The sequence below is a fragment of the Cellulophaga baltica genome (assembly GCF_018861125.1).
GTDB lineage: Bacteria > Bacteroidota > Bacteroidia > Flavobacteriales > Flavobacteriaceae > Cellulophaga > Cellulophaga baltica_A.
Window position 1 is genome coordinate 1 of sequence record NZ_JAHKQN010000026.1, and the last position, 23,542, is coordinate 23,542.

The window sequence follows — 23,542 nt, forward strand, 5'->3', positions numbered from 1 at the left end:
CCAGACGCTCGGATTAGTGTAAAGCCCGGCAAGGCTCGGAAGCTAAATTACTTGAGTCAGTTAAGTGTCGACACGGCTAGTCATGTGATTACCGATATTCAAGCCTATCATGCCGATGGTAAAGACAACCAACAATTACCAGATATAGTAGAACGCTTACACAGGCGTTTATGGCAACAGGGTCTGTTTTGGGAGAATTGTGTAGCAGACACTGGCTACAGTAGTGGCGAGAACTATGCTTATTTAGAGCAAAAAGGACTTAGGAGTTTTATTCCACCACATGGGACCTATAAAGGCGGACCTGATGGTTTTATATATAACAGGGAAGAAGATTATTATCAGTGTCCACAAGGAAAGATTATCCCTTTTACCAAAGTATTTAATGATTATAGAACAGGAACAAAGAAGAAAGAATATAGGGCTCGAAAACATGTTTGTGTTGCTTGCCCAATGCGCAATAGCTGTCTAGGGAGAAGTGCCCAAGAAAAGAAGTTTAGTGTTACTTATTATAGAGCAGAATACGAACGTAATAATGCTAGGGTCCACAGTCCACAGGGCAGCTACATGAAAGGCAAACGGCAAAGTACAGTTGAACCCGTATTTGGTACTTTAACTCAGTTTATGGGATTGCGAAAAATAAATACAATAGGGTTAAAACAAGCCAATAAGGTTATGCACTTAGCCGCCATTGCTTATAATTTGAAGAAATATCTAAAATTCACTCAAAAACGAACAAAAAGTGGAGCAGGAATGTCTGCTTTACATATTCTTCTAAAAAAGAGGTGGTATGACTTTAAAAGATCTCTTATAAGTACATTGAAAATACACAATTACTTACCGATTTAAAAAATGAAACCGCATTATAAGACGGTTATAAAGGTCATTATTTTATAAATTATTGAGTTGTGCAACGGTTACCATTGTTGTACACCGTTTTCATTTGTTCATAATATTCACTTCTATTCGCATTATCAGGAAGTCCAGCAACTTGTCCATCTCCTAATTCCATTATTATCCAATCTCCATTTTTCTTCTTTGCTACGTCCATAGTGAAGAAGTTACTTTCAATTTCTTTTGCAATATTTTTGAAGAAATCAATGTTTGGTTTTTCAGAATCATAATTTCCTTCGTCCCAATAATTATAGATTTTAACTACTTCTTTATTCAAGAATACAATTCTAAATTCTTTTGTTAATGGCATTCCACTTTTTGAGTGGTCAGTTAGAAATTCCAATTCTTCGAACTCACGAAAAACAATTCCCTCATTCAGATAATCGCCTCGTAATTCCAAAAATCTGTCAACTATTTTTTCTACTTTAATTTTATCAGTTGCATTTGGAATAAAACAAGCGTCATTCCAATTGTGCTTTTCAGATTTCACAAAATCTTTCACAATTATCGGCTTATCTCCAAATTCATTGGTTAGTTCAATTAGATTAGCTATAGATAAATCTTTGGTCCAATTTGATTTTGGTGTTTCTCCATCAATTTTATTATAAGAATTTGGTAGATAATGGCAATGTTCATATTCAGTTGGATTATTGATTAACTTAATGTTTTTCTTTAAAAGTCCATTGTAGAATTTCTCGTAAACTTTTGGAGTCATCATCCAACCACGATAAATTCCATAATCTATAGATTCACTGTTTTTGATAAATTTTAACGCATTATTTATATTTCCATCAATTAATTCTTCAAAACTAAAAATATTAGTTTCAAATCCATTTTCTTTAGCAGAATTGAATTCTGATTGATAGTCAGGCTCTACTATTTTATTGTCAATTACACTATCGCAAAAAATAATTTTCATTGGTTTATTCTAATGGTGTACAACGTTGTTGTATATGGTTTGTTGCGTGTTTTAAGCAACTAATTTAGTAAATACAAACCTAATATAAGATCCGCGAGGATTTTCGTAAGTAGGCTATAACTAGCAATAAATTATATACGGTGTTGCCACACGTTTTTAATCGGTTTTTTCATTCCTACTATCAATAGATTTTCTGAGTTTATAAATCATATCATCTAATTTTATAATAATTAACTTCCCTTGTTCTTGTTTATTTTTAATTGTATTGTCTGCACAATAACTATCTAAGAGTTTGCTAATATCATTGTAATATCTATCCGAGTCAACTTCTGAGTTTTCTTTTATTAGTGTTCTATTTTCATTTATTTTAGAAATAAAATCTCTTAAAAGTCTAGCATCTTCATTGAAATCAGAACCTTTGAGAATAGATTGAGTTTGTGCTGTTGAATATTTGACAAAAACTTTTTGTATTCTTTTAGAATCGTGTAAAATTTCAACCAAATCTGTAGTTCTTTTTTTCGATAAAACTTGATTTTTTGCGTCTTCTGCTAGTTCAGCAGATGCACGAGCTTTTTTCTCTGATTTTATTGCATAAATAGCACCAAAGATTGATGCAATAGAACCAATAACACTTATTATAGTCCAAATCATAATTACCCTATTGTTTTTACTAAATCCAATAGCGTTTCTTCACTCATCTTGTATTTCACATCTTGCTCCAAGGAATTCCATTTTTGTAACATTGCTCGATATCTGCCTAAAGTATGTGAGTGACTATTAAAGTAGCCTCCATTTGACTCTTCAATTTCTTTATATCTTCCTAAATCTTGAATAAAGTATTGAGCATAAGTCATTTGTAGCGTTTCATTATTCCCGTCAAACCCAGGGAAAGCAACATTATCAGCTGTAATTTTCTTTGGTTCTTTTATGGCATTAAAACTGAATATAATTCCACGATACATATCTAAAATATCTAAAACTTCTCTGCATTCAGCTTCTGTTAGTCCTTCGTATAAATGTTCAGTTAACCATTCATAATGTAATTCATAACCTTCTTCAATCGCTTTTCTATGAGTTGCATAATAATCTTGTTCTTCCGGATAAAGTTTTTCAAGAATCTTAAGCATATATGAAAATTTCAGTCTTTCTTTTTTATCTAATTTCATTGTATCGTAGTTTTTTTAAATGTGTGGCAACTTGTTTATATGCGGAAGTTTTATCCTTTTATCTTGCCTTTTTGGAGGGCTATGCGGAAGTTTTTGGTTTTTTACTTGTTTTAGCTTCCGTTGAAAAAAAGATGGAAATTCCTACTAAATGCAATTTAGGTATGTTTTATAAGTTATCAAATGGATTTTTTATTTTTCTTATACTAGTCTCACTTACATGGGTATAGATCATTGTTGTTTTAGGGCTGCTGTGCCCTAAAAGCTCTTGAATATATCTAATATCTGTACCGTTTTCTAATAAATGAGTAGCAAAACTATGTCTCAAAGAATGTAGTGTGATTTTTTTTCGTATACCTACTTTATCTACTACATTTTTTAATACTTTTTGTGCACTAGAGCTACTGTATTGGCCACCATATTGTCCTTCAAATAAATAATTAGTTGGTTTGTATTGTTTGTAATAAACTCTTAGTAACTCTAAAAACATTTCTGATAATAATGTGTATCTATCTTTTTTTCCTTTAGCTCCTTGAATGTGAATTAACATTCTTTTGCTATCAATATCTTTCAATTTTAAATTGGTGGCTTCTCCAATTCTTAATCCGGCAGAATATATTAAGCTTAATAATGTTTTGTGCTTCAGGTTATGGATATTATCAAAAATTTGTTTCACTTCATCAATACTTAAAACTACGGGTAATTTTTTCTCTTTTTGTGGTCGTGTTAATGCCAGTTTTTCAACTTCTATTCCTTTATAATTTAAATATTTTTTTATTCCGTTAATGCATTGATTTTGGTATGAGACTGATTTGTTTGGCTTCACGATAAAATCATAATTGAATGACTCTATTAATCGCTTTGAATAATCGGTTGTGTTTTTAAGAGAAGAATATCGTATAAAAAAAGCAGTTACTTCAACATAGGTGTTTACGGTATTTTCACTTAGCCTTTTTTGTTGTAACCATTTTTTAAACTTTTGTAAATCATTTTTTTGAATTTCGCTAAGTTGAGGAAGTTTTAGAAGTTTAGTGGTTGTATTTTTTTCAGATGTTTCTTTTTTAATATCACTATAATCAACAAAGCAATTAACTTTTCTTAAATGATTGTATACTTTTTTAATTTCGTTTGAAGAGTGCTTTATGTAAAAAACCTTTTTTGTGTTACTCCATTTTACACCATCTAATTTTTTTAAATGAACCCTTAAATCATCATCATATTTAAAGTGAATGGCTATTTGTTTTTCGTTTTTATGTGTAAACGAAACAAGTTTTACTTCTTTCATTGGTAGTGTTTAATGCTTTAAAATATTAAATTAATAATGGAATGCTACATTTTTCAAATTAAAATGTACTGCCATATTATTATATTAGCATTAAATAAGCCTCAAAATAGGTTAAGTAATTTACAAACCTTCTACAGCAGCTTCGGCGCAACGTTCACCGTCCATGGCAGCAGAAACAATACCACCAGCATAACCACCGCCTTCACCACAAGGAAATAAACCTTCAATTTCTGGATGTTGTAAGTTATCTTTTCTTGGGATGTTTACGGGTGATGATGTTCTAGATTCTACACCAACAATATTAGCTTCTTCAGTGTAATACCCTTTCATTTTTTCGCCAAAGGCTTTAAAACCACCGCGCAATCTGCTACCTATTAATTTAGGTAAAAGTGAGTGCATGGGTACCGATTTTAGACCTGGTTGGTATGATGTTGGGTTTAGGTCATTAGATAGCTTTCCTTCTACAAAATCCGTCAATCGTTGTGCAGGTGCAGTTTGTGAACGCCCACCAGCAGTAAATGCTAACCGTTCAAAGTCTTTTTGAAATTCTAATCCTTTTAAAACGCCGTGTTGCTCGTATTTTCTTAAATCTTCATCAGCATTAATCTCAACGACAATACCTGAATTTGCAAATAGGTTATTACGTTTTGAAGGCGACATACCGTTTACAACTACCTCACCAGGTGCAGTAGCGGCAGGAACAATAAAACCACCAGGGCACATACAAAATGAATATACGCCACGATTTTTTACTTGCTCTACTAAACTGTATGATGCGGCAGGTAAAAGTTCATTTCGCTCATTTTTACAATGGTACTGAATACTATCAATAATTTGTTGCGGATGCTCGACACGAACGCCCATTGCAAATGATTTTGCTTGAAGTGCGATTTCTTTTTTGTGTAACAGATAATAAATATCTCTAGCCGAATGACCAGTAGCTAATATTACTCTGTTGGTAGCCATTTCGTTGCCATTATGTAATTGTATGGCTTTTATTTTGTTATTAGTAATGGTAAAATCAACTACGCGAGTGTCAAAATGAATTTCACCACCATGCGCTATAATTGTTTCTCTAATATTCTGAACAATTTTTGGTAGTTTGTTAGTTCCAATATGTGGGTGGGCATCAATTAATATTTGATTGGTTGCACCATGATGTACTAAACTTTCAAAAATACGGCGAACATCACCGCGTTTAATGCTACGCGTATACAATTTACCATCAGAATAGGTACCTGCACCACCTTCTCCAAAACAGTAGTTAGAATCTTCACCAACAATATGATCTTGATTTATGGCTTTTAAATCTTTTCGCCTGTCTCTTACATTCTTACCACGTTCTAAAACAATGGGTTTAAAACCTAACTCTAAACAACGCAAAGCGGCCCACATTCCTGCAGGACCAAAACCAATAATATGGACTTCTTTGGCTTTTGAAACATCTTTATAAGTAAACGAATAATCAGGAGTTTCTGATGGTTTTTCGTTAATATAAACTTCTAGCTTATAATTAATGTAAATGCGTGGTTTGCGGGCATCAATAGATTTACGCAATACTTTTACCACAATGTCGCTCTCTTGCGCACCAACGTGTTTAGCGGCTTTTTTTTGTAAAATGCCTGGTATTGCTTCTTCTTTTAATGATACTCGGAGTTGAAATGTTCTAACCATAGTGCAAAATTAATTGTTTTAAATGAACACCACTAATTATTTGGTATGCATGGCGTATTATTTGCGAAACAGAAATAAATCGCCTTTTAGTTACAAAAAGACGTTTTTAGAAGACTAAATGGTAAATGAATTATGCAGCTATGCTTTTTTTTAACGCCACACTTATGTATCGGTTACCACATTTTGTTAGCTCTTATTTAAGATATTGTTTTTAAAAGATGTATTTTCTTTTCTAACTTATATTGAATAGTTAATGTGTCTTTTACTTTTACATAAATAAGGGTATTTTACTATATAGTATTATTTTTGAAGAATTAAGTTTTAGTTAGTAATTGAAAAAACACTTACAGAGAAAATTTATCTATGGAAAATTTAGATGTTACCGATTTACAGTTGTTAAATCATTTACAAGAGAACTCAAATTATACAACTAAAGAGTTAGCGGCACTGGTAAACTTATCACAAACGCCAGTTTATGAACGGCTGCGTAAATTGGAAAAAGAAGGTTATGTGCAAAAATATGTAGCCATACTTGATGCAGAAAAACTAGGGCGTGAGCTAATCGTTTTTTGTGATATTACTCTAAAACAACACACTAAAGAAATAGGAAACAGGTTTGTAAAAGATATTTTGTCACTTGTAGAAGTAACGGAATGTTACAATATATCTGGCGATTATGATTTTAGGTTGAAAGTGTTGGTTAAAAACATGAAAGATTATCAAGACTTTGTGATTAATAGTCTTGGGTCAGTTAAAAATATAGGTAGTGCACATAGTACGTTTGTAATTGGTACTATTAAGCAGACTTATGCGGTACCATTATAATGTTTTTCTAGATTCAAATTGATTGTAGTAATCTACCATTTTTTGCGTAATTACTTTAAATTCATTTAGCAATTTGCCTTCATCAATAGGTTTAAAAATAACATGTATTGGGTTGGTGTTTTTGGCCCTTTCTAAGGTTGATATATCAGAATTACCAGTTAAGTAAACTACTGGAACGCGATATTTTTCGTTTACAATCTCTGTCACTTGTATTCCATCTAAACCTTTACCAATTCCAATATCCATAAAAATTAGGTCTGGTTTTTCTTCCTCCAGGCGTTTTAGTGCTTCTTTACCGCTACCTGCAGTTCTAACCTTTGTGTTGCCAATGCCTATTAAAATTTCTTCAATAAACATTTGAATTATAAAATTGTCTTCAACGACTAGTATGTTATATTCCATAGTTAAGAGAGTTCTTGAATTTCTTCAAACATTATTATATAGTTAGTACCAGTCTTGGTACTATCTTTTTCAATATTACCTTGTAATTGTAACACCAGTTTGTGTACTAGTTTTAAGCCTAGTGTATTGGTAGTTCTAAAAGAGATACTCTCAGGTATGCCTTTACCGTTGTCACCAATTTTCAAAAGGTAATTTTCATTATTCAATTTTTTTAATTCTATAGAGATTATTCCTTCATCATTTGGGAATGCGTATTTTAATGAGTTTGTAATAATTTCATTAATAACTAAACCTAGCGGTATTGATGTGTCTATATTAAAAAACACGTCATCAATATCCAATTCTAAGCCTATTTTATTATTACTACCTTTCATAGAAACAATTAAACCGTTTACGAGTTGGCTTAAATAATTAGCGTAATTAATTTTACTTAAATCTTCACTCTTGTATAATGTTTCGTGTAATAAGGCCATTGATTGTATGCGATATTGGCTATAGCGAAGCATACTTTTAACATCAGGGTCAATAATGTATCTAGATTGTAGGTTTAGTAAGCTAGTTACTACTTGTAAGTTGTTTTTAACCCTATGGTGTATTTCTTTTAGCAACGTATCTCGTTCTTCAAGCCTTGCACTTACAGATGTGTTTAGTAGTGATATGCGTTTGTTTTTATAATATAAATTTGAAATAATATACAGGAAAAACAAGATTCCGATATTTAAAGATAAAGATATTACTATGGTATTATTTTTATAGTCACTTATTTTCTTTTTTATTTTTATTGCATCTAGGGTTGAATAAATTGTCCATCTATTGTTACCTTCTAATGAAATAGTTTTTGATAAATACATAGGGAAACCATGCTCATCTTTAGTATCTAAATCTTTTTTAGATAAAGTATATAATTCTTCGTTTTTATCTGTACTAAAAAACACCTCATCTTTAGAGTTTAATATGGTAGTATTTCTATGTGATAATTTTTTAATCCAAGAAGATGCATTTAAGTTTACGCCCAAAACGCCTATTGGGGTATTTTTCTTGTCAAAAAAAGGAGTAAAAAAACGAATTGTAGGTCTGTAAGGTTTTTCTATTTGTTCGTTTTCTACATTTAAGTCTAAATCAGAAACATAAAATTGCCCTTTTTTTAGATTTATAGTTTCTTGAAAGTAATACCGATTTTTTTTGTTCTGAAGTTTATCGTCTGTGTAAACAGAAATGTTATTGTTAACGTTTTCAGTTTTTATAATTTCTAAGCCATTATTGTCAATAATTCTAGCTTGAAAATAGTTAGGGTCGCTTTTTAAAAAATAAAAGAAATTTTCTTTAGTTTTTGATACGGAGTTGTTTTCATTAAAAACATGCTCAGTTAAATAGTATAAAAACATCACTGTTTTTCTGCTATTTACATATAAATTATTTAATAAAATATCGGCACTTTCTAAATCGTTATATGATTGTGCAGCTTCTATTTTATAAACATTTTGCTTGAAAGACTCAAGCCTATGAATGTAAACGCACCAAATGGCAACACTCAATATTAAAAATACGATTACGGAAATAACCACCAACCTCTTACTCATATAAAATTTTAATTAAATACAATATAACTTGGGGGGTATTGTATTAAAGTAATGTTAATTATTCTAATAGTAGTAAAATTACTACAAATAATATAAATAAATAAGATATTTCTTTCATTTTTACAATTGGTCAACGGTTAGTAATTGTTAATTAGGTGGTTAAACTTTAAAAATTATTTTAATAAATTGTTATTCGTAAAATACAGCTTAGTAATTAAAATTAACAGTTGAGTAGTTTATCCTTTTATGTATTAAGTATTAATGCAATTTTTGTTAGTGTAGAATAATTGTATTGTAAATTGGGGTAGCTAATAAAGTAAAGTATGAAGTATTTAGGTAAAATAATAGGAATAGGTTTTTTAATAGGGGTTGCTGTTGCTTTTATTGATATTGGTTTTCAGTTTTTGGCAGGTAATACAATTAGTGCGCAGACTATTTTGAGTTATAAAATCAGTTATTATTTTTTGTATTCAATATTACTAACATTGGTTAATTATTCTTTCTTTAATTATTTAGATAACAAAGTGGTTTGGAAAAACTACGGAAAATTTAGATTGCTAATAGGTGCTTTGGGTAGTGTTGTACTCACAATGTTTACAGTATTTTTAATTCGGTTAACTGTTGAAATGTATTTTAACGGAGAAGACTTCAATACATTCATAAATGGAGAAAAGCCTATTTTTTATGGAATTTCATTAATTATCACCATTTTCTTTTCAGTACTTTCACATGCTATTTACTTTTATAAGATTTCTCAAAATATAAAAGTAAAAGAGCAAAAAATAATTGCTGGTACAGCATCAGCCAAGTTTGATGCCTTAAAAAACCAGTTAGATCCACATTTTTTATTCAATAGTTTAAATGTATTAACAAGTTTAATAGAAGAAGACCCGTACCAAGCACAAAAATTTACAACTTCACTATCAAAAGTGTATCGCTATGTTTTAGAGCAAAAAAATAAAGATCTAGTTTTGGTAGACGAAGAGTTAAGTTTTGCAAAAACTTATGTACGTCTTTTAAAAATGCGTTTTGAAGATAGTATAGTTTTTGAAATACCTGAGAAAAGTAGTATTCCAGATGCTAAAATAATTCCCTTGTCATTACAACTGTTATTAGAAAACGCAGTAAAACATAATATAGTTACAACCGCAAAACCTTTGCGCATTAAGGTTTTTGAAGAGAACGGGTTGCTAATGGTGACCAATAATTTACAAGAAAAGCAAGTAGTTAAAAAGAGTAGTGGTGTAGGTTTAAAAAACATTCAAGAACGTTATGCGATACTTTCTGACAAAACGGTAAGTATTGAAAAAAAGGAAAAAGAGTTTGTGGTAGCCTTGCCGATACTTACTAAAAAAATATCATTTGATACAGCGCAAAATGATTACGTAGAAAGTAAGAGCTATGAAAAAGCAAAAGAAAAAGTAGAAAAGATTAAAAGTTTTTATAAGCATTTAATAGCCTATTGTATTGTTATACCGTTTTTAATTGTCCAAAATTCTAAGACCTCTAATTTTCTTTGGGTATTTTTTCCTGTAATCGGTTGGGGTTTCGGTTTAGCGGCTCACGGAATGAAAGCTTTTGGTTACAACCCCTTATTTGGTAAAAATTGGGAAGAACGAAAAATGAAAGAATATTTAGAAGATGAAAATTTTTAACATACAATTCAGTCGTTAAATTATACAATTCAGAAATCAATATTTAGAAAGTAGCTTCAATTGATAGAAATTTGAATAAACAAATAAAAAACCAACCAAATGGAAACAACAGATAGACAAAACAAATATTTTAAAGCAAAAGAACGTGTTGATACAGTGAAGAGTTTTTACATGTCACTTGTTTCAAATGTAGTGACTATAACAATCGTAGCGGCAATTAATTATTATGTAAATGAATGGCGACACCCTTGGTTTTTATGGGTTGTGTTTGGTATATCAGTAGGTGTAATTTTTAAAGCTATAAAACTGTTTGGTTACAATGCTATGTTTGGAGCTAATTGGGAAGAGCGAAAAATAAAAAAGTACATGCAGGAAGATGAAATTAAAAACCGTTGGGAGTAAAATATAAAAGATTTTTAAAATGGAAACTAAAATTAAAAGTAAAGAAGAAAGAGCAAAGCAGCGTGTAAGTGAATTAAAAGGCTTTTACGTGCATTTTATAGTTTATTTGGCAGTGAATATCACAATATTTTTAATTAAGCTAGTAGCGGGCTTAAATAGAGGCAATTCATTTTTTGATATAATTTTTGATTTTTCAAACTTTTCTACATGGTTCTTTTGGGGGATAGGATTGTTTTTTCATGCAAAAAAAGTATTTGGGATAAATTTTCTATTTAATAAAAACTGGGAAGATCGCCAGATAGAAAAATACATGAAAGAAGATAAAGACGATTTTGTAAAATTTAACCAGAGAACAAATGGAAAATATTAGAGAAGTTAAATATGCACAAGCGGAAAAACGTTTAGAGAAATTAAAGCAATTTTATGATCATCTTGTGTTTTATGTAATCGTAAATGCAGCTGTATTGATTTTAGGAAAAAAAATAATTTTCACTTTTTTCCATGGAGATATACTTGGCAATTCTGAAATTGTAAAATATGTAAATTGGAATATTTACGGCATGCCAATTTTATGGGGTTTATTTTTAGGGTTGCATGCAATTTATATTTTTGGAAACATCCCTCATTTATATGCAAATTGGGAAGCACGACAAATGAATAAATATTTAAACAAAGATTAAAAATTACAACCAACCATTTTATGAAAACGATAATTATTGAAGATGAAAAACCAGCGGCAAGAAGGCTGAATAGATTACTTGAAGAATTAAATGTTGAGGTGTCTGTAATGTTGCATTCGGTTGAAGAAGCAATTCATTGGTTTGAAACAAATGAACATCCTGATTTAATATTTTTAGACATTCAACTTTCAGATGGTTTGTCTTTCGAAATTTTTGATGTTATTGATGTAAAAAGTGCTATCATATTTACCACTGCGTATGATGAGTACGCACTTCAGGCTTTTAAGCTAAATAGTATTGATTATTTGTTAAAACCAATCGATGATGAAGAGTTGGAAACAGCAGTGAAAAAATACCAAAATTTAAACCATCAAAAAACTAAAATAGCGTTAGATTTTAACGATGTAAAAAAGCTCTTAATTAATCCGGTTGATAGAGAGTTTAAAAAACGATTTACAGCTAGAGTAGGGCAACACATAAAAATTATAAATGCTGATGAGGTAGAATGTTTTTATAGCGAAAATAAAGGCACCTATGTTGCAACTTCTGATGGTAGAAATTACTTACTTGAAACTACCCTTGAAAATTTAGAAGACGACTTAGATCCTAAAATATTTTTTAGAGTAAGTCGTAAATTTTATGTGAATGTTAATTTTATAAAAGATATAGTTTCATACACCAATTCTAGACTTCAAATTAAATTATTAAAGTTTAATGAGCAAGATATTATAGTGAGTAGAGAGCGTGTAAAAGACTTTAAGTTATGGTTGCAATAAAATATTATAAATATCTGATTAATAATTTAATGTAAATTTTTAAAATGCACTATAAGATTTCTCTATAGTGCGTTTTTGTATAAAGTAATTTGTTTTATTCTACACGATTGTCATCAAAAGCAGAAGGTAGCAATTTAGGAATTAATTTTATAAAAATAGGCAATAATACAGCACCGCCTGGCAATATAAAAATAGCTAGTGAAGGTATACTTTTAAAAATATCTAGCAATTGATTTTGCACTTTTTTCTTCTCTTCAGGTGTTAAATCTTTAACGGTAGATTTAGATAAAAGACTCACTAATTCTTTACTTTCAGATAGTTCTTTTTGCAGTCTTTTACTGTTTCTCAAAATTAATTTATTTACAATTTTAGCCATGCTTGCATAAAATTGAAGAGCCAAATTACTGTCTTTTAGATGAGGAATTTTAGCAGCATTTGTATCAAAAAATAATGCAATATCATCAATGGAATTTGAGATGGATTTATAGCTCAGTCCGAGGTCTTTTCCGAGGTCAAATAAGAAGGTGGATTCTTGGTATTCTAATGACTGATCTTCCCATACACTTAGGCATGCAATATCAAAAAAATAGTAGTTTTCAAACAGGTCAAAATTGCCAATAAAAAGGTCTCTATAAGTGCCATCAAATTGCTCAATGGAGTTGTCAACAAATGTCAATGATGATGAAAAAAGTTGTGCTAATTTTCTATCTTTTACGTTTTTTTCTTTCGAATTTAATGCGTGATATGTTATGTTAATTGCAATATATTCTAAGTTTTTGGCATGCTCTTTTATGTCATTATTGTCTTCAATATAATGCTTAAATGTGAGCACATCTATAAATAAAAGTGTGTTTGTAATTACACTATTAAAGGTTTTGCTAATTAAATTATCATCAATATATATTCTTGAATCTATCAGCTTTTCTAGCTGAGATGAGGTCTTGTTTCCTGATAAAATTTTGTTTAAAAATGATATTTTTCCGACTCCTAATTTGGTGTAAAACTTAAAAATATAGTCAAGAAAAGTATTGAAATCTGCGCTTTTTTCTTTTTGTCTATAGGTAAAATATAGCGCAGTAATAAGGTTAATTTTTGCTTTTTCATCTTCCGTTAATGGATGTTCTGGATGTATAAATTCAGGAATATTAATATTTATCCCATAAATAAACCCTGTGCTTTTTAAGTGCTGGTACAGTTCATTAAAGTTATCATAAAGGCCATGATAATCTTTAGCAAGGTGTCCAAACTTATCAATCCAGCCAGATGAAGAAGGGTTCATTATATTACTTTTTATAAAGTGCTAATTTATATTAAAAATACATAGAAATTAAATTTATAAACTTTTGAAATGTAAACCATTAAGCATGTGTTAACATTACTTTAACATTTAAAACCAAACCCTCTTTCAATTATCTCGTAAGTGTTGCTGAATTAATAATCTAAAAACTCAATAACATGAAAAAAACAAAAATTTATTTAGGACTTGCTTTTATGGCAATTACAGGCATTGTTTTAGTAGCAGCCGATCATATTGATGCTCCTTCTACTGCTGGTACCACCGCTGATATTGCTGACTTTTATGCTTTTGAACCATCAGAAGGTTCTGACAATACTGTTTTAATAGTTGATTTACAATCTAATGTAGACCCATCATTAGCATATGGTTCTTTTGATGAAGATGTGCTTTTAGAAATTAATATTGACCTTGATGGCGATTTAGTAGAAGATACTGTTATACAGGCAATTCCAAGAGATGGAATGATGTATTTCTTTGGTCCTGTTGCTCCTTCACAAACTGGTTTAACTAGTGAAGTATTAACAGATTCTCCTTTAGGCAGTGTTGAAATATCTGATAGTGATGCAATCGTTGAAACTACTGCTGATGGTGTTAAGCTATTTGCGGGACCAAGACAAGATGCTTTCTATTTTGATTTTAATCAATTCAACCAAGTAATTGGTGGTACTGCTCCTGAAGGTTTTAAAGATGTTGATGAAGCTGTTGACACTTTTGACGGTAGTAATACAATGGCAATTGCAATTGAAATACCAAATACAATGTTAGGTACGCCAACGGCTACAAATGCATTAGGCCTTGAAGTTTATAAGGCTTGGGTAACTACAAACAAAAAACAATAATAACTCTCTCAATATAAAATATATAGAACTATGAAACTATCAAATTTAATATACGCGTTTAGCTATTTTTTAGCAATCACTTTTTTTGCCTCTTGTAATAATGATGATGACTTTACTGAAGATACTGATATGATGTCTGATACTGAAGTTGAATTTACGGGAACTTATGCACAAGTAGATCACATGGGTCGACCTGGTATAAATACTGTTTTAAGTGCTGATGATGCTACAAAAGACAGTCAAAACACAACTTTACCAGCAGATATGGGGGCAACTTTTGCTACTTCATTTGAAGATAGATTAGAAGCATATCATGACGTTTATGCAAATTTATTAGGTGCAGACCCTGCAGATGTAAATTATGAAACTAACATTTTAGGTTTTGATGCGGCTACAATTACTGGTTATTTGGCAGCTGATGTTTTAGATATTGCTCCTAATTTACCAACAACTTATTTTAACCCAGGTACTGATAATGATGGTGATGGTAGAATATTGGTTCCAGACGGAGACGAAGTTGGCTTAACAGGTAGAACATTACAAGATGATGTAATTGATGTATCATTAATCTTATTATTTGGTGGTGAAGAAGGTGATCGTTTTAGTGGTCAAGATACTGACGGTGATGGTGTGTCTGATTTACCAAGACTTACCTCTGACGGTGTTGCTTTAACAGCAAGTATCTCAAGTTCTTTCCCGTACTTATCAAGTCCGGAATAGAAATTAAATTGCTATGAAAAAATTATGGGAGAGTAATTACTAGCTCTCCCATATTTTAAAATACAGCCTAAAAACAATTAAAAATATACCACAAATGAAATCATTATTCATATTATTACCGCTATTGCTTTTGTTTTCATGTAATACAGAAGAAAAAAATAGGATCACGAACACTGCAGATTATGAACAGTATTTAGTGTCAAAAAAACCAGATACCACTTCAAAATACTTTGAACTCTGGAACAATAAAATTAAAGAAGATAGTACACAATTATCAAGTTTTGGTATAGTTGCTAGTCAATATGATGCTTATTTTAAAGCTACAGGTGACATTGAGTATTTAAAAAAAGCTGAAAAGTCATTACAAAAAGCCGTAGAAATTGCAGCTACAGGAAGAGCTGGTTTTAGGCGGGAACTTGCACGCAATTACATTTCGCAGCATAGATTTAAAGAAGCTTTATTTCTTGCAGAAGAAGCACAAGAGATAGGATCTGGCATTACAGAAACTCACAGTTTGTTATTTGATGTTCATATGGAATTAGGAAACTATAACATTGCCAAAGAATATTTAAATAAAATTACTGATCCATCTAGTTTTGGGTATTTAATACGCGCTGCAAAATGGAATGATTATAAAGGTGAATTGCCAACAACCATTAATTATATGGAGCAAGCAAAGCAATTGGCAGATAGGTCTACAGCAAGTCATTTAAAAGTTTGGTCATATACCAATTTAGCAGATTATTATGGTCATGCAGGCAGAATCAAAGATTCTTATGAGCATTATTTAAAGACTTTAGCAATTGATCCTCAAAACTCATATGCTAAAAAAGGTATTGCTTGGATTGTTTTTTCTTATGAGAAAAACCCTGAAGAAGCTTTAAGAATTCTAGATTCAATCACTAAAAATTATGATGCACCAGATTATTACTTGTTAAAATCTGAAATAGCATCATATCAAAATAATAGAAAACAAGAACTTTTAAATTTAGATGAATATTTAATTCGTGTAAAAAATAAAGCTTATGGTGACATGTATAATGCTTACAATGTAGATTTATATACTACTAGTGTTAAGGATTTTGAAAAAGCATTAGCACTATCCAAACGAGAAGTTCAAAACAGACCAACTCCTGAGTCTTATAGTCTTTTGGCTTATACACATTTAAAATTAGGCGATAATAAAAAAGCTTTAGCAATAGTAGAAAACCATATTGAAGGCAAAACTTTTGAGCCTGCAATACTTCTACGAAGTGCAGAAATTTATAAAGTAGCGGGTAATAACAATAAGGTTAAAGAATTGAAGAACGAGCTTTCAGGAGCAGTGTATGAATTAGGTCCAAATATGTTAATTAATATTGAATCATTATAAAAAATCTTAGTTTTGAAAATAAAAAACATACAAACAATGGCAAGACTGAGTACACTTCTTTTTGTAATTCTATTCGCTCAAAATATAAGGAGCCAAGATATTAAAGGTAAGCTTATAAATGAAAAAAATGTTTCTGTTGAGGGAGCATACATTTATAATATTTCCACAGAAAAACATACACATAGTAATGAGTTGGGTTTCTTTAAAATTGAAGGTAACCATGTAGGTGATACTTTAAAAATTGGAGCATTAGGTTTTGGTAAATTAAGTTACATAATAAGTGAAAATGATTTTTCTAAAAGAGTAACGATAACTTTAGAAGAAGAACAGTTTAAATTAGATGAGGTGGTAATTAGACCAGAATTAAATGGTTTAAACGTAATTTCTGAAATAGATTTAAAAACAACACCAGTAAAATCTTCACAAGAGTTACTGCGCCAAGTACCTGGTTTAATTATTGGGCAGCATGCAGGTGGTGGTAAAGCAGAACAAATGTTTTTACGTGGTTTTGATATTGATCATGGTACTGATATTGCTGTTTCGGTTGATGGTATGCCCGTAAACATGGTGTCACATGCACACGGTCAAGGGTATGCAGATCTTCATTTTGTTATACCAGAAACACTTGATAATATAGATTTTGGGAAAGGACCTTATTATGCTAATAAAGGTAATTTTTCTACAGCAGCTTATGTAGATTTTAATACAAAAGATAATATTGATAACAGTTTAGTGCGTTTTGAATACGGAGATTTTAATTGGATTAAAACCTTAGGGATGTTCAATTTAGTAGACTCAGATAATGATAATGCATACATAGCAACTGAGTTAACTCAGTTTGATGGTGCTTTTGATTCGCCACAAAACTTTTCACGTGTAAATATATTTGGTAAGTATACCACACTTTTAAAAGATGCTAGTAAATTATCATTAACGGCATCACATTTTACAAGTACTTGGGATGCTTCAGGTCAAGTGCCACAAAGAGCGGTAGATAGTGGACTAATTACACGTTTTGGTTCTATTGATGATACTGAGGGTGGTACAACATCACGTTCAAATTTAAATGCTAGTTTACTAAAGGTTATTGATGATAATACGTTTGTAAAAACTAACGCATATTATTCAAATTATAAATTTGAATTGTATTCTAATTTCACATTTTTTCTTGACGATCCTGTAAACGGAGATCAAATAAGACAAAAAGAAGAGCGAAATATATTTGGTTTAAATTCTGAATTAAATAAAAAAATTGCTTTTACAGATTCAGAAGGTGTTTTAAAAGTAGGAGCAGGTTTTAGGTTTGATAATATTGATGATGTTGAATTATCACATACCGTGAACCGCTATGAGACTTTAGAAAATATTCAGTTGGGTGATATTGATGAAACAAACTCATACTTATATAGTAGTTTTGATTATAAGAAAGGCAAATGGACAATAATACCAGGGGTTCGTTTAGACTATTTCAAATTTCAATACGAAGATAAATTACAAGATACCTATACAAATACAGCAGAAACTAAAGTGTTTGTTTCTCCAAAATTTAATGTGTTATACTCAAGCAGTCAAGACCTACAATTCTTTTTAAAATCAGGAATCGGATTTCATTCTAATGATTCTCGTGTAGTAATTGAAGAAAATGATAAAGACATTTTACCTGCAGCTTATGGTGTTGATTTAGGAACTATTATAAAACCAACTTCTAAATTATTCGTAAATGCAACGGCTTGGTTCTTGTATTTAGAACAAGAGTTTGTTTATGTAGGTGATGCAGGTATTGTAGAACCAAGCGGACAAACAAGACGTTTAGGGCTTGATTTAGGAGTGCGTTATCAAATTAACGATTGGTTATTTTTTAATACTGATGCTACATATACGAAAGCACGTAGCGTAGAAGAAGCTGATGGTCAAGATTATATTCCCCTAGCGCCAGATTTTACAATGACAGGGGGGGTAAGTGTACTTAATTTAAAGCGTTTTTCAGGTGGTGTAAAGTACAGATTTATTGATGACAGACCAGCGAATGAAGATAACTCTATAGTTGCTGAAGGGTATTTTGTTACTGATTTAAATGCGAATTATAACATTACTAAGAATCTAACTTTAGGTATGGCTATTGAAAACTTGTTTGATACAGAATGGAATGAAACCCAATTCGCAACAGAATCAAGATTACAAGATGAAGATGAGTCAGTTGAAGAAATACATTTTACACCAGGTACTCCATTTTTTATTAAAGGAAGTATCACATATAATTTTTAAGGTTAACAATTAAAAACAAGTGGTTGTTTTTTTTGTTTTTTAGGTTGAAGCACTGTAGATGGTAAACTACAGTGCTTTTTTTCGTTTAAATGAAGGTAAAATACGTTGAATGGGTAAAACCTCTTGATAGTCAGTTCCGTAAGTATGGTAATCACATAAATGACTCTAGAGTCATTTTACGAGAACTAAACTAAAACCAAACACCCACTGAAAATGGAATATTACTTATTAGGCTTCTCTTTTTGTTATATCTTATTTGCTGTAATTATAATTGTTAGAGCTCAAAAACAATTGAATAAAGAAATCAATATAGAAAGTGAAGACAAACAAAAAGATTGATTGTTGAATCACATAAACTTTCTAATTAATACAGGTAAGAGTAAAAGATCAAATAATAAGGCTGTTAAAAGTGTAGCGCTTATTAGCAGACCTATTATTAAACTCGGGGTATGAATTGAAAATAATAGCACCATAAAACCAAAAAATAAAAGCAGCGTGGTGATAATTAATGCCCTACCAGTTTCTAAAAAAGTGGTTTTTAAAGCTTCTTCTTTTGTTAAACCCTTAGTAGTTGCTATTTTATATTTTCCTAAAAAATGAATGGTATCATCTACGGCAATACCAAAAACTATAGCAAATACAATTGATGTTGGAGCGTCTAAGGGTATTTTTAAAAAGCCTAACAAAGCGCCAGCAAATAATAAGGGTAGCATATTTGGTATTAATGATAAAAACACGAGTTTGTAGCTTTTAAACAAAAAAGCCATTATAATACCTACAAGTAACAAGCCCATAAATAAACCTTGTAACAAACTACCTTGTATGTATGCCGCATTTTTATCCATTAGCATTCCTTTCCCTGTAACTCTAAAATTTACTTTAGTTGTATCTATATTCCTTGCTACATAATTATCTATAACAGCATAGGTTTTTACAAGGCTATCGGTGCCAATATCAAGTACATTGGCAATTATACGAGCTTTAGTTTTTGTGCTATCAATCAATTTACTTAATTGTTGTTTTGCATATCTATTAGCATCTTTTTTATAGCTATTAAATTCTCTTTCCGTTTTGGGTAGCGAATAAAATTCACGCTTATTTACATTGTTAGCTTTATGAAAAGTTTTAAAAATTGCATTTACTGATCGTATGTTATCAATATTGTCCGTAGCTTGTAGTTGTTGATTTACTTTTTCAATCTCTTTAGCAATCTCATAATCTGTCACTAGATAACCATCTTTAGCTAGTGCGGCAATTTCAATAGTTCTAAAGCCAGAATAATTTTTTTGAAAGAATTGAAAATCATCGGCTATTTTACTTTTATTAGGTAAGGTGGTTTTAAAGGTGTAATTCGTATTTACTAATGATAAGCCGTAAAAACATAGTATTGTAACTAAAATACTAACCATTATAATTTGTTTTGGTTTTGTTTTAGTGAATGAGTTAATTTTAATTAAGTTTTTTTGCCAAAATAATGATTCGTTTTTTTTAGGTAATAGCCTCTTATTACTAAAGGTTAAAACTAAAGCACTAGTAAAAAATACAACTGTGATATATGCTATTAAAACACCAATGGCAGAGTTAACTCCAAAATCACGTATACCAACAAGTTTAGAAAACAATAATGATAAAAAACCTATGGCTGTAGTAATTGATGTTAGTAAAGTAGATAGGCCAACTTCTTTTAATGATTGTACAATAGCTATTTTTTTCTCAATTCCTGTTTTTAGTTTTTCTAAAAAATTATCAAAAATATGTATCACATCTGATGTACCTACAATTAGCATCAAAATAGGGTAGAAGGCGGCTAAAGCACTTAGTTCTTTACCTAATACAGCTAAAGTCCCTAAGAAAATTAATAAGGCTATAAAAATAGAAGACAGTGTTATGAATACAATAGCCGTTCTTTTGTAAATTATAAATAAGACTATTAAAACTAAAACTATTGAAATGGCGGAGGTAACAAGTAATTCTCGTTTTTGCATATCAACCATAGCTTCGTAAAACGAAGTTCTTCCCATTAAATGTGTTTTATCTAATTGGTGTTTTTTAAGAAGGCTTCGTGTGCTATCTAATAAATGTATGGATTGTTTGTAATCAAGATTGTCTTCAGTTTCTAAAAATATAGCTAACGATTTAGCATCTTTGGCTACAAATGATTTTATAAATAAATTGTCTTCTTGTATTTTTTTCCAATCAGCTTCATAACGAGTACTGTCATTTATATGAAGTACTGGTAATTTGGTATAGCCAAATGATGTTTTTAGTGGATAAGAAAGATTGGTTATAGCATTTACACCAGTAACAAAAGGTAGCGTTTTAGCATCTTCAGTAAAAGCTTTGCATCGTAATAGAAAATCTTTTTCAAAAACAGTGGAGTTGTTTTCAATGCCAACTAATAAAAAATTATCGTCTGTAGAAAAATCTTTAATAAACTGTTCATAAAAATATAAATCATCATCTCCAGTGGGGAAAAACTGACTAAAATCAAAAGAAAATTTAAGAGAAGGAAGCAAAAAACCTGATCCTACAGCTAAGAAGACAAATATGCCTAATATGATTTTTTTGAAGGATAATATTTTAAGCATGAACTTGAAAAATCTATAAATAAAAAACCGTTTAACTCACAATCTAAAACAACTTTTTTAAAGTTATGTAGATTAAATGAATTAAACGGTATTGAAAAATTATTTTTAGCTTAAGAGCTTACAGCTCCTAAAGTATATAATTGTTCTAAATTTGGCGATTCACTACCGCCTGCAGGCTCTAATGTTATACCAAATGCTTCTGATGCATTAGGGTTAGCTAGAGCAAAAACTTTATTATCATCCGTTATAAAATCTTCTAGAAGTCCCATACTTGTTGGAGTAAGTGGATCTAGTTTTAATGACCATACTTGGTAAACCATTCCGTCTGGTGGTTCCGGTAAACCTTGCGCATCAATAAAAACTTTTTGTTCTCTTTTATTCCAATATGCTTTAGCATAGGATGTTGGAGAAACAGCCTGTCCACCTAAAGCAACTACTTGAATATCTTTATCTCTAATGGTTGTTAGCAATTCTTGTGATTTGTCTAACGAAGTCTTAGCGTCTTCGATTTGTTTTTCAAGAAGTTCATTGTTTTGTGAAGCTACATTAATTTCAGATTGTAATGTTGTATTTTGATTGTACATCCAAGCAAAACCAACAGCTAAAACAATGGCAGCAGCCCAACCTAAGTAAGAAGACCAATTAGATTTTTTCTCATTAAGTGGTATTACTTTAGTGTTATCTTGTATTCTATTTAGTACATCGTTAAAACCTTTAACGCTAGATCGTTTAGGACTAGCAACTTTTGAAAGTGCTAAAATAGAAGCTTCAATCTCTTCAATTTCTTTCTTTATTTCAGGGTGTTCGGCGGCAAGAGCAACAACCTCTAGGTTTTCTTGCTCAGAAAGAGTGCCTGCGACGTACAGCTCTAAAATTCCTGATGTTATGTATTTTTCTATATCCATTTTATATCGATAAATTACCTCTAATTTGAGAAATACAACTTCTGTTTCTAGTTTTTACTGTTCCAACGGGAATAGCTAGTTCTTCAGCTGCCTCTTTTTGAGTGTACCCTTGAAAATAAAGCAGCTGTATAATTTGAACACATTTGTCTTTTAAATTCGTTAAAAGATTTTTTATTCCAATTGTATCTACTTGATTATTAAGGTCATTTTTGTCTTCAAGGATATTTACGAAAAAATCTGAAGAAAGGTTTTGTTTGCTGTTTTTGTGGGACTTAGAGCGCACTTCATCGATTGCAGCGTTTCTAGCAATATTCAACATCCAGGTAAAAAACCTACCTTTTGAAGCATTATAACTTTCTGAGTTTTTCCATGCTTTGACAAAAACATCTTGGCATATTTCTTGGGCAATATCAGAATTTTTTACGATGCTGTTTATAACGCCACATATATTATCCGAATACATTTCGTAAAGCTTCTCAAAAGCTTTACTATCCTTATTTCGGAAATTTTCTACTAATACTTCTAATTCCATGTATTGTGTTTACGAATGAAAGATAATATAAAAAAGCTACATTGCTGTAGCTTTTTAGGTAACTGTAATTATTTTGTAGTTTATTGGATAATTCCTGCACAACTCACTCGTGTACCAGCATCACCACTTGGTTGTGATGTAAAGTCATCTACGCCTTCATGAACAATAACACCTTTGTCAACAATGTTCATTGTGTCATCATCACAATCCAAACACCATTCATCAGTGCTAAATTCAATTTCTGCATTACCATCAGCATCAGCAGTAAAGTTTCCTATATCTCCTTTGTGATATCCTTCTTCAGCGCCCCATTTACCGTGTGGTTCATCGGTTGGATTCCAGTGTCCACCCGCAGATTTTCCGTCTTCAGAAGAGCAGTCTGCAGTTTCATGAATATGAATTGCGTGTTTACCTTCTTTTAGGCCAGATAAATGAGCAAGCATTTTTACTTCATTATCTTTTTGTGTAAACGTGATTTCACCTTTTACGTTACTATCACTTTTTGGTTCTAATGCAATGGTTGTAGTTTTTTCAGCCATTTCATTATCCATTTCAGTGTCGTTCTCTACTGAAGTTTCCATTTTAGGAGCTCCTTCAGGTTTTTTCTTTTTTTGCTCTTTGCAACTATATGTTAGACTTATAAAAGCAATTGATAGCGTTAATATCGTTTTTTTCATCTTTTTAGGTTTTAATTTTTAGCACAAAATTGTAACTGCACTAAATTAAAAGTAAAAACCGGTAATGATTAACGTATAAAAATGGAATATTAACG

22 protein-coding genes and 1 pseudogene are annotated in these 23,542 nt (G+C 30.8%); 11 read left to right on the plus strand and 12 right to left on the minus strand.

All coding sequences use genetic code 11. The features are described 5' to 3' along the window. Window positions 1-846: transposase (locus KO500_RS12905; RefSeq protein WP_252732502.1), on the plus strand; the 846-nt coding region annotated here is incomplete at its 5' end. A gap of 49 nt (window positions 847-895) precedes the next feature. Here KO500_RS12905 and KO500_RS12910 read toward each other — a convergent pair. From KO500_RS12910 to KO500_RS12930, 5 genes are all read right to left on the minus strand, one after another. Then, on the minus strand, window positions 896-1,810 hold the full coding sequence (locus KO500_RS12910; RefSeq protein WP_215956969.1) for an ATP-grasp domain-containing protein: 915 nt from the start codon (window positions 1,808-1,810) through the stop codon (window positions 896-898). Between the two features lie 156 nt (window positions 1,811-1,966). Further along, window positions 1,967-2,461, minus strand: a complete 495-nt coding sequence (locus KO500_RS12915; protein WP_215956970.1) for a hypothetical protein — start codon at window positions 2,459-2,461, stop codon at window positions 1,967-1,969. Window positions 2,462-2,463: 2 nt separating this feature from the next. After that, on the minus strand, window positions 2,464-2,976 hold the full coding sequence (locus tag KO500_RS12920; protein ID WP_289847675.1) for a YfbU family protein: 513 nt from the start codon (window positions 2,974-2,976) through the stop codon (window positions 2,464-2,466). Window positions 2,977-3,142: 166 nt separating this feature from the next. After that, the gene (locus tag KO500_RS12925) at window positions 3,143-4,258 is read right to left on the minus strand and encodes a tyrosine-type recombinase/integrase (RefSeq protein WP_215956972.1); all 1,116 of its coding nucleotides are present in this window, start codon (window positions 4,256-4,258) and stop codon (window positions 3,143-3,145) included. Window positions 4,259-4,378: 120 nt separating this feature from the next. Continuing rightward, window positions 4,379-5,932, minus strand: coding sequence for an NAD(P)/FAD-dependent oxidoreductase (locus tag KO500_RS12930; protein WP_215956973.1), 1,554 nt, complete (start codon window positions 5,930-5,932; stop codon window positions 4,379-4,381). 363 nt (window positions 5,933-6,295) lie between these two features. Here KO500_RS12930 and KO500_RS12935 point away from each other — a divergent pair, with 363 nt between their 5' ends. After that, the gene (locus KO500_RS12935) at window positions 6,296-6,757 is read left to right on the plus strand and encodes an Lrp/AsnC family transcriptional regulator (protein WP_215956974.1); all 462 of its coding nucleotides are present in this window, start codon (window positions 6,296-6,298) and stop codon (window positions 6,755-6,757) included. Here the strand turns inward: KO500_RS12935 and KO500_RS12940 are convergent. Both KO500_RS12940 and KO500_RS12945 read right to left on the minus strand, forming a co-directional pair. Next, window positions 6,752-7,159, minus strand: a complete 408-nt coding sequence (locus tag KO500_RS12940; RefSeq protein WP_215956975.1) for a response regulator — start codon at window positions 7,157-7,159, stop codon at window positions 6,752-6,754. The genes KO500_RS12935 and KO500_RS12940 overlap by 6 nt on opposite strands. A 2-nt stretch (window positions 7,160-7,161) precedes the next feature. Beyond that, complete coding sequence (locus KO500_RS12945; RefSeq protein ID WP_215956976.1) at window positions 7,162-8,739, minus strand: histidine kinase dimerization/phosphoacceptor domain -containing protein; 1,578 nt, start codon at window positions 8,737-8,739, stop codon at window positions 7,162-7,164. Between the two features lie 323 nt (window positions 8,740-9,062). On the opposite strand from KO500_RS12945, the gene KO500_RS12950 reads away from it, so the two are divergent. From KO500_RS12950 to KO500_RS12970, 5 genes are all read left to right on the plus strand, one after another. Beyond that, a complete protein-coding gene (locus tag KO500_RS12950; protein ID WP_215956977.1) occupies window positions 9,063-10,394 on the plus strand; it encodes a 2TM domain-containing protein in 1,332 nt (443 codons plus the stop codon). 99 nt (window positions 10,395-10,493) lie between these two features. Beyond that, window positions 10,494-10,796 (plus strand): 2TM domain-containing protein, encoded by a 303-nt coding sequence (locus tag KO500_RS12955; RefSeq protein ID WP_215956978.1) that lies wholly within the window; start codon window positions 10,494-10,496, stop codon window positions 10,794-10,796. 19 nt (window positions 10,797-10,815) lie between these two features. Beyond that, window positions 10,816-11,166 carry a 2TM domain-containing protein gene (locus KO500_RS12960; protein WP_215956979.1) on the plus strand — a complete coding sequence of 117 codons (351 nt, stop codon included), beginning with the start codon at window positions 10,816-10,818 and terminating at the stop codon, window positions 11,164-11,166. Further along, the gene (locus KO500_RS12965; RefSeq protein ID WP_215956980.1) at window positions 11,153-11,476 is read left to right on the plus strand and encodes a 2TM domain-containing protein; all 324 of its coding nucleotides are present in this window, start codon (window positions 11,153-11,155) and stop codon (window positions 11,474-11,476) included. Before KO500_RS12960 ends, KO500_RS12965 begins: the two co-directional genes overlap by 14 nt. 20 nt (window positions 11,477-11,496) lie before the next feature. Beyond that, complete coding sequence (locus tag KO500_RS12970) at window positions 11,497-12,252, plus strand: LytR/AlgR family response regulator transcription factor (RefSeq protein WP_215956981.1); 756 nt, start codon at window positions 11,497-11,499, stop codon at window positions 12,250-12,252. Window positions 12,253-12,346: 94 nt separating this feature from the next. Here KO500_RS12970 and KO500_RS12975 read toward each other — a convergent pair whose 3' ends face one another. Beyond that, window positions 12,347-13,531, minus strand: a complete 1,185-nt coding sequence (locus tag KO500_RS12975; RefSeq protein ID WP_215956982.1) for an LETM1-related biofilm-associated protein — start codon at window positions 13,529-13,531, stop codon at window positions 12,347-12,349. Between the two features lie 176 nt (window positions 13,532-13,707). Between KO500_RS12975 and KO500_RS17370 the strand changes: the two are divergent. From KO500_RS17370 to KO500_RS17505, 4 genes and pseudogenes are all read left to right on the plus strand, one after another. Then, window positions 13,708-15,108 (plus strand): annotated as a pseudogene (locus KO500_RS17370) (DUF4331 family protein). A gap of 94 nt (window positions 15,109-15,202) precedes the next feature. Further along, window positions 15,203-16,480: a tetratricopeptide repeat protein gene (locus KO500_RS12990; RefSeq protein WP_215956985.1), complete on the plus strand. Its 1,278-nt coding sequence runs from the start codon at window positions 15,203-15,205 to the stop codon at window positions 16,478-16,480. Between the two features lie 36 nt (window positions 16,481-16,516). After that, window positions 16,517-18,745 carry a TonB-dependent receptor gene (locus KO500_RS12995; RefSeq protein ID WP_215957076.1) on the plus strand — a complete coding sequence of 743 codons (2,229 nt, stop codon included), beginning with the start codon at window positions 16,517-16,519 and terminating at the stop codon, window positions 18,743-18,745. A 213-nt stretch (window positions 18,746-18,958) separates the two neighbouring features. Continuing rightward, a complete protein-coding gene (locus KO500_RS17505; RefSeq protein ID WP_289847676.1) occupies window positions 18,959-19,084 on the plus strand; it encodes a hypothetical protein in 126 nt (41 codons plus the stop codon). Window positions 19,085-19,092: 8 nt separating this feature from the next. On the opposite strand, the gene KO500_RS13000 is transcribed toward KO500_RS17505, so the two are convergent. From KO500_RS13000 to KO500_RS13015, 4 genes are all read right to left on the minus strand, one after another. Further along, on the minus strand, window positions 19,093-21,333 hold the full coding sequence (locus KO500_RS13000; RefSeq protein ID WP_215956986.1) for an efflux RND transporter permease subunit: 2,241 nt from the start codon (window positions 21,331-21,333) through the stop codon (window positions 19,093-19,095). Window positions 21,334-21,443: 110 nt separating this feature from the next. Then, window positions 21,444-22,238, minus strand: coding sequence for an anti-sigma factor (locus KO500_RS13005; RefSeq protein ID WP_215956987.1), 795 nt, complete (start codon window positions 22,236-22,238; stop codon window positions 21,444-21,446). A gap of 1 nt (window position 22,239) precedes the next feature. Then, window positions 22,240-22,770, minus strand: a complete 531-nt coding sequence (locus KO500_RS13010; protein WP_215956988.1) for an RNA polymerase sigma factor — start codon at window positions 22,768-22,770, stop codon at window positions 22,240-22,242. An 80-nt stretch (window positions 22,771-22,850) separates the two neighbouring features. Further along, the gene (locus KO500_RS13015) at window positions 22,851-23,447 is read right to left on the minus strand and encodes a superoxide dismutase family protein (protein ID WP_215956989.1); all 597 of its coding nucleotides are present in this window, start codon (window positions 23,445-23,447) and stop codon (window positions 22,851-22,853) included. Window positions 23,448-23,542: the final 95 nt, after the last annotated feature.

Excerpts from the sequence above, each read along its gene's own strand:
- KO500_RS12910 (WP_215956969.1), bottom strand. The coding sequence starts at position 1,810 with ATGAAAATTATTTTTTGCGATAGTGTAATTGACAATAAAATAGTAGAG.
- KO500_RS12915 (WP_215956970.1), bottom strand. The coding sequence starts at position 2,461 with ATGATTTGGACTATAATAAGTGTTATTGGTTCTATTGCATCAATCTTT.
- KO500_RS12920 (WP_289847675.1), bottom strand. The coding sequence starts at position 2,976 with ATGAAATTAGATAAAAAAGAAAGACTGAAATTTTCATATATGCTTAAG.
- KO500_RS12925 (WP_215956972.1), bottom strand. The coding sequence starts at position 4,258 with ATGAAAGAAGTAAAACTTGTTTCGTTTACACATAAAAACGAAAAACAA.
- KO500_RS12930 (WP_215956973.1), bottom strand. The coding sequence starts at position 5,932 with ATGGTTAGAACATTTCAACTCCGAGTATCATTAAAAGAAGAAGCAATA.
- KO500_RS12935 (WP_215956974.1), top strand. The coding sequence starts at position 6,296 with ATGGAAAATTTAGATGTTACCGATTTACAGTTGTTAAATCATTTACAA.
- KO500_RS12940 (WP_215956975.1), bottom strand. The coding sequence starts at position 7,159 with ATGGAATATAACATACTAGTCGTTGAAGACAATTTTATAATTCAAATG.
- KO500_RS12945 (WP_215956976.1), bottom strand. The coding sequence starts at position 8,739 with ATGAGTAAGAGGTTGGTGGTTATTTCCGTAATCGTATTTTTAATATTG.
- KO500_RS12950 (WP_215956977.1), top strand. The coding sequence starts at position 9,063 with ATGAAGTATTTAGGTAAAATAATAGGAATAGGTTTTTTAATAGGGGTT.
- KO500_RS12955 (WP_215956978.1), top strand. The coding sequence starts at position 10,494 with ATGGAAACAACAGATAGACAAAACAAATATTTTAAAGCAAAAGAACGT.
- KO500_RS12960 (WP_215956979.1), top strand. The coding sequence starts at position 10,816 with ATGGAAACTAAAATTAAAAGTAAAGAAGAAAGAGCAAAGCAGCGTGTA.
- KO500_RS12965 (WP_215956980.1), top strand. The coding sequence starts at position 11,153 with ATGGAAAATATTAGAGAAGTTAAATATGCACAAGCGGAAAAACGTTTA.
- KO500_RS12970 (WP_215956981.1), top strand. The coding sequence starts at position 11,497 with ATGAAAACGATAATTATTGAAGATGAAAAACCAGCGGCAAGAAGGCTG.
- KO500_RS12975 (WP_215956982.1), bottom strand. The coding sequence starts at position 13,531 with ATGAACCCTTCTTCATCTGGCTGGATTGATAAGTTTGGACACCTTGCT.
- KO500_RS12990 (WP_215956985.1), top strand. The coding sequence starts at position 15,203 with ATGAAATCATTATTCATATTATTACCGCTATTGCTTTTGTTTTCATGT.
- KO500_RS12995 (WP_215957076.1), top strand. The coding sequence starts at position 16,517 with ATGGCAAGACTGAGTACACTTCTTTTTGTAATTCTATTCGCTCAAAAT.
- KO500_RS17505 (WP_289847676.1), top strand. The coding sequence starts at position 18,959 with ATGGAATATTACTTATTAGGCTTCTCTTTTTGTTATATCTTATTTGCT.
- KO500_RS13000 (WP_215956986.1), bottom strand. The coding sequence starts at position 21,333 with ATGCTTAAAATATTATCCTTCAAAAAAATCATATTAGGCATATTTGTC.
- KO500_RS13005 (WP_215956987.1), bottom strand. The coding sequence starts at position 22,238 with ATGGATATAGAAAAATACATAACATCAGGAATTTTAGAGCTGTACGTC.
- KO500_RS13010 (WP_215956988.1), bottom strand. The coding sequence starts at position 22,770 with ATGGAATTAGAAGTATTAGTAGAAAATTTCCGAAATAAGGATAGTAAA.
- KO500_RS13015 (WP_215956989.1), bottom strand. The coding sequence starts at position 23,447 with ATGAAAAAAACGATATTAACGCTATCAATTGCTTTTATAAGTCTAACA.